This is a genomic window from Streptodolium elevatio (genome assembly GCF_053592165.1).
In genome coordinates, this window is the sequence record NZ_JBSFVE010000059.1 from 1 (window position 1) to 5648 (window position 5648).

The 5648-nt window shown below is 67.1% G+C and carries 6 protein-coding genes; all 6 read right to left on the minus strand.

Annotated features, from left to right (window positions below):
* Window positions 1-234: 234 nt before the first annotated feature.
* The 6 genes from ACWD12_RS40705 to ACWD12_RS40730 all read right to left on the minus strand — a co-directional run bounded on the left by ACWD12_RS40705 (window position 235) and on the right by ACWD12_RS40730 (window position 4948).
* Complete coding sequence (locus tag ACWD12_RS40705; RefSeq protein ID WP_450103909.1) at window positions 235-426, minus strand: hypothetical protein; 192 nt, start codon at window positions 424-426, stop codon at window positions 235-237.
* 126 nt (window positions 427-552) lie between these two features.
* On the minus strand, window positions 553-1284 hold the full coding sequence (locus ACWD12_RS40710; protein WP_450103910.1) for a transposase: 732 nt from the start codon (window positions 1282-1284) through the stop codon (window positions 553-555).
* Window positions 1281-1511, minus strand: coding sequence for a hypothetical protein (locus ACWD12_RS40715; protein ID WP_450103911.1), 231 nt, complete (start codon window positions 1509-1511; stop codon window positions 1281-1283). The genes ACWD12_RS40710 and ACWD12_RS40715 overlap by 4 nt, the downstream gene beginning before the upstream one ends.
* Window positions 1512-1543: 32 nt before the next feature.
* On the minus strand, window positions 1544-2035 hold the full coding sequence (locus tag ACWD12_RS40720) for a hypothetical protein (RefSeq protein WP_450103912.1): 492 nt from the start codon (window positions 2033-2035) through the stop codon (window positions 1544-1546).
* Window positions 2036-2078: 43 nt separating this feature from the next.
* Window positions 2079-4154, minus strand: coding sequence for a tyrosine-type recombinase/integrase (locus ACWD12_RS40725; protein WP_450103913.1), 2076 nt, complete (start codon window positions 4152-4154; stop codon window positions 2079-2081).
* Window positions 4155-4417: 263 nt separating this feature from the next.
* Complete coding sequence (locus ACWD12_RS40730; RefSeq protein ID WP_450103914.1) at window positions 4418-4948, minus strand: tyrosine-type recombinase/integrase; 531 nt, start codon at window positions 4946-4948, stop codon at window positions 4418-4420.
* Between the last annotated feature and the right edge of the window lie 700 nt (window positions 4949-5648).

Here is a 5648-nt window from a genome sequence, read left to right on the forward strand (position 1 = left end):
CGTCACCCGCTCCCGCCTGGGCCGACTCGTACGCCAAGGACTCCTCGAACAACCCGGACGCGGCCAGTACAAGAAACGGACTTAACGCCCTCTGAGGCGGCCGGAAGTTAGCTTTGAATGAGCCTCTGTGGGGGCCTGTGCCGAGTTCGTGATGCCGTACTTGGTCCGCGTGGCGGCAACGTCTTCGAAGCCGGGCGGGTTCTCGCCTCCTTGAACGGCTGCTTAGCAGGCTGTTCAGGCGGCTTGTCGCTCGCGTTTGTGCCAGGGCTCGGCGGTGCGGATGACGGTGGCGTCCTTGCGGGTGAGGCGTTTGGTCATCACGGCGATCGCGGCCCAGTTGATGTGGGCTTCGCTGTAGGTGGGCCGGGTCTCGTAGTCCCGGACGTTCCTGCGGGCGCGCAGCGTCCACGAGTTCGTGCGTTCCACCACCCAGCGTTTGGGCAGGACGACGAAGCCCTTCTGGTTCTTCGGCCGGGTGTCGGCGTACGTTCTTATCTCCCCAGCCGCGTACGAGTGGACGGGGTCTGTCGCTGATCTTGTGACGTGGCCGGTTCAGCTCCTGAGGAGGATGCGGGTGCGGAGGAGGTCGAGGTTGGCTCGGCCGTAGCCGGCGCGCTTGAGGAGTTTGACCCTGGTGACCTGACCTTCGACCTGCCCGGAGCTCCAGTGGCTGGTCAGGCCCGCAACGACTGCATCCCGATCGTGGAGGAGCCCGTCGGCGAACTGCTTGAGATGGGGCAGGTCGTGCTGGCCGACCTCGTCGATCCAGATGCCGAGGTCCTCGCCGCGGTGGTCGTGCATGAGAGCGGCGAAGTCCCGGACCAGCCCGACGGTCGTGTCGAGTTCGTGGCAGGCCGCGCGGAGTTCCTTCAATCCGACAGTTGCCTCGGGGCGCAGGCTCTGCGGGTGGGTCATGATCCAGCGCAAGGCCCGCCGCGGCTTTGGCAGGGCTGGCGGCGAAGGTGAGGTCACCATGCCTTGTTTGAGCTGGCGGACGTAGTAGTTCACGGTGGTGCGGCTGCCGCGGAAGCCCTGGCTCTGGACTTCCCGGAAGAGAAGGCTGGCGTGGCGGCATCCTTGCGTGAACCGCTCGTAGAGGTAGGGCTTGAAGTCGTCGAGCAGGGTTCGGCGCTGGGTGACCTTGACCAGCAGTTCCTCGACGTCCTCGGTGCGCGCGTAGCGGCGCACTGCGTAGTAGTCCAGGTCGAGGTCACCGCTGATGCCGCGCAGCGACCTTCCCTGGGCGCGGAGTTCGCGGACGGCCTGGTGGCGGTCGCGGATCACCGGCACGATGCGGCGCGGGCGGCCCCGGACGTCGAGCTCGCCGTCTGGTTCCGGTGGCGCCTGTGCTTGTGCTTCGCACAGCCCTTGCGTAGCGCGAACTCGTCGATCCCGACCACCCTGAGGACCTGCCCAAGCTCCGTGGCTTCGCCGCCGGCCTCGAACGCGACCTCGCCGCGGTCATCGCCGGACTCACCCTGCCCTGGAGCTCCGGCGTCGTCGAAGGACACGTCAACCGCATCATTCTGTGGAATCAGCGATGTCAAGCGGTGTGCTTGTGCATGACGTCGAGGTAGTGACGGTCTCGGTGAGGTACGTGGTTGTCCCGACCGGGGAGGCTGAAGACCGCGTAGACGTCAGCGGGCCGGGTGAGGATGCTGGACTGTTGGCCGAAGGTGAGGGTGTCGTTGACGTGATGCTCACAGCCTGCGGTGTCCAGGGCCGTGACCAGTTCCTCGCGGAGCACGGTGGCCTCGAACGACTCTGATTCGGGCAGGACGAGAGTGGGGAGCTTCGCGGTCGAGCCGGGCCAGAGGTGGATCCAGATGCCGCTGACTGTCCGCTGGGTGATGTCCAGCTTCAGTCCGCCCCAAGAGTAGGGGTAACCGTCTATGTCGGGCCCCTTCATGATGTGGGCGGGGTGCGGTCGCCCCGGGCCGAGGAGGTCTTCGGCCTCGGCCAGAGGCATCCCGCAGTGAAGCGGACCGATCCGGCCGGTTCGGGCGAAGTCGACGAGCACGTTTATCAGGGTCACGGCCGTGACTGTGTCACTCTCCGGGCGTATGCGCATTCCGATATCAGCGTGGTCCGGAGTCCGTCCCGTCTTGTTGGATGTCGACGAGGGGCAGAAGGCGGGCCGTTATCGGCACGTCCAGTTCGCGTGGTGTCGGACCGGCTGGAGTGGGTGTATCGGCGAGGCGGTCGAGTAGCCGATCCAGGGCCGCTTGGCCGTCCTTGACGGCTGCCTGCTCGTCGTCGGTCAGCGGGATGGACACGGCCATCTTCTGCAAGTTGCCTTTGGCCTCCAGGAGTTGGGCTTTCGAGGAGGCCTTTGGGGTGTAGAAGTCACAGCGTGCACAGGCCATGCGGTGCTGGCACTGCTCGAAGAAGGTGTAGGTGCAGTAACCGTGTCCGAGGTCGTAGTACTGCCAGGGCTCGCCGGAGGCTGCGGCCCCGGAAGCGACCGCGTCGCGGTCGACCAAGACCTCGATGGTGCGGACGTTCCGTTCGAAGTAGCCAGCCTCGGAATAGGCTTTCGACAGGGTGTTTGGTGTGATCTTCGCGTAGTACTGGGTGGATTGCGGTGATCGGTGTCCGAGCCAGGCTTGCAGTTCGAACAGCGTCATCGGTTCCTTGGCGTTGTAGAGCTGGCTGGCGATGGTGGACCGGGCCCGGTGGCTGGTGATGTTCCCGCGGACGTCGGCGGCGGGGACGCCGGCTTTGCGGCAGAGCATCGGGATGATCGTGTTGTTGATGTAGTGGGTGGAGACGCGGCGGGCCCGGATGGCGAACAGCAGGTCGACGCGCTCGCCGGTGCGGCGGTCGGTGAACTTGGGCTGATTCGGGCGGACGGCCTGCCAGGCGTCGACGGCCTGGCCGAGGACCGGGTCGACGGGCTTGCTGAAGGCGGTGCCGGTCTTGTGGGGCGGAACGTCGAGGAGGCAGACGGTGTCGCGGGCGAGGACCTGCTGTGAGTCCCCGGTGATGGGGGCTCCGTCGTGCTGCCAGCGGATGCAGCCCACCCTCAATCGGGCGATCTCGTTGCTGCGTTGGCCGGAGAACAACCAGGTCAGTGTGACCGCGCGGACCAGTTCGAAGGGGTAGAACTGCCCGGCCTGGGAATGTGGGAGGTCTGCGGCTTCTAGGTTCAGGCCCGCCCACAGAAGCTTCGCCCAGACCTCATCGGCGATCACCCGCGGGTCGGGGCCGAGGAGGGCGGTGATGCTGCGCGGGATGGCCAGCGTGCGTAGTGGGTCGAAGGTCCGGGGCAGCCACTCCCATTCCTGGCAGTCCCTGAAGAACGTCCGCAGCGCGGTGATCTGCCCGGCCTTGGTCGCCGCTTCGAGTGGCTTGCCGAGACGGTCCCCCAGGCCGGCCGTCCGCTGAACGTAGTCACCGACCTTCATCCGGTCCACTGCCGCGATCCAAGTCGCGCAGGTCTGACGCGTCCAGTCTGTCGGGTCTGCGGCGTCGGGCTGTTCAGCGGCGATCCACCGGCCCACCCGGAGGAGGGCGGAGCGCATGGCGCCGCGGACGCCCGGGCTGAGCGTAGAGGTGGCGTACCAGCGGTCGACCCACTGTTCCCACGCCTTCGCGCCGCCGGTCGCCTGTGCCGAATGGCGCCCGGTCATGAGCAGCGGCGGAGGATCACAGAATCCGAGTTCGGCAACCGCCCGCTGCGTGGCGTGCAGGGTGTAGCGCTGTGAGCCGGCCAGCATCTTCTCGCGACGGACCCGGTCGAAGAGCGCGGTGTCGAGATCCTCCAGATGCGGGCTCCGGCTGAGGAGGAGTAGTTGGCAGACGACCATCGGCAGCAGAGTGTCGTCGTCCCGCCCCAGTTGGTATCCCCACGAGGCGAGGACCGCGCGGATGCGGGCGATCTCGCTGCTCACCCGGTCACGTCCGAAGATCCGCCAGGACAGGGTGAGCCGCTGGAAGCTGCCGAGTCGGTGGAATTCGTTGAACGAGCCCAGCAGGTAGGCGTGCGCGGCGAGGTAGGGGCGGACCTCGTCATTGACCCAGCCCGGGCTGTGCTGGTGGAACTCGGCCTGGTTGCGGCCGAGCAGATAGATCCACTCCTGCGGGGTCCATCCCCAAAAGGTCCGGCCGGTTTCCGCGCAACGTGTCAGCAGCACGGCGATCACGTCGAGCATGGCGCGTCGACGGTGCGGGGTGGGTGGCGAGTCCAGGGCGGCGTTGACCGCCTCCAGCGGGCCCAGCAGACGGCGGATCACCCGCCACCCGGCAGCAGACGGATCATGGTCCTTGAGCCGGCGCAGATTCCGCACCCCGAGTTCGCTGACGGCTTGGGCCTCGGCGGGTCGGACCTCGACAGCGGTGTCGTAGCGGTCAGGGATGATCGGCCAGGACCAGCGTTCGGGTCCGTTCTCCGCAGGCAGGGGCAGCCGAGATGCACTCACCGTGCCACCTCCGGCGATGTGCCGTTCGGCGAGGTGAGCGCCTGTATTCGCCAGGCATGTATGTGCTCCATGCCGCGGGCGAGCTTGTCGGCCAGGTCCCGGCCTGACAGATGGATGTACTGAAGCGTGGAGTCGGTGTGGCGGTGGCCAGCGAAGGACGCGATCGCGTGCAACTCCCAGCCCATCCGGGCCAGATCGGTCAGACACAGGTGCCGGGTGGTGTGCGTGGAGAACTGCGGGACGCCGGCCGTAACGGCGATCCGGCGTACCACCTTCGACCACGTCCAGAGGCTCAGCGGCTGGCCGTAGTTGCGCCGTGATTCGGAGAGGAACAGTGGGCCTCTCGCCCGGCTGACCGTGGCCCGGTGAGCGAGGTAGGCCGACATCAGCACGCCGGTCGACGCCGAGTACGGCACCACCCGTTCCAGCCGGTTCTTCGTCGTCTCCGCGCACCCGCAACGTACGGTGCGCCGGATCCAGGTCGTCCGTCCGCAGCGAGCACAGCTCTTCGCGCCGCAGCGCGGCATCGTAGGCCAGGGCCAGCATCACCCGGTTGCGGACCGACTCCTCCCGCGCGACCTCCAAGATCCCCAACCACTGCTGTTCGCCGGGAATCCACGGGAGCTTCGTCAGCCGTGGCACCAGGCCACGCTGGTGCCCGCCCCAGCGGCGGCCCGGCGTATAGCGGCCCCGGCCCACCGGGTTGGACTCCCGCAGCCCCTCTTCCATCAAGAAGTCGTAGAACAACCGCACCGGCACCAGCCGCTGCTGGATCGTGGCGTTCGCCAGCCCCGCCCCGGAGTCGATCGAGACCACATTGGCCCCCCGCCGGTGCGAGCGCGAGGTCAACTCCCTTACATAGACGGCGATATGAGCGCGGTTCGCGCTGACCGGGTCGACGTCCTCCCGCTCGCACATCAGCAGATACTCGGCCAGTCCCCGGCTATAGGCGTCGATTGTGCGGGGCGCACGTCCGAGATCTGTCCAGACCGTCAGCCAGGCCTCCGCCTGCTCGTGCCGCCCGAGCACCGGCCACTTCTCCGCCAGCACCGTCGTGCCGTTCAAGCGCTCTCCCAAGTCCGTGGGTGTACCGGGGAGACATGATCACCCCGGCAGATTCCACGTAACTTTTAGAGGGCGTTAAGTCCGTTTCTTGTACTGGCCGCGTCCGGGTTGTTCGAGGAGTCCTTGGCGTACGAGTCGGCCCAGGCGGGAGCGGGTGACGTT

Coding starts and splice junctions, on each gene's coding strand:
- ACWD12_RS40725 (WP_450103913.1), bottom strand. CDS start 4,154: ATGCTCGACGTGATCGCCGTGCTGCTGACACGTTGCGCGGAAACCGGC.
- ACWD12_RS40730 (WP_450103914.1), bottom strand. CDS start 4,948: ATGCCGCGCTGCGGCGCGAAGAGCTGTGCTCGCTGCGGACGGACGACC.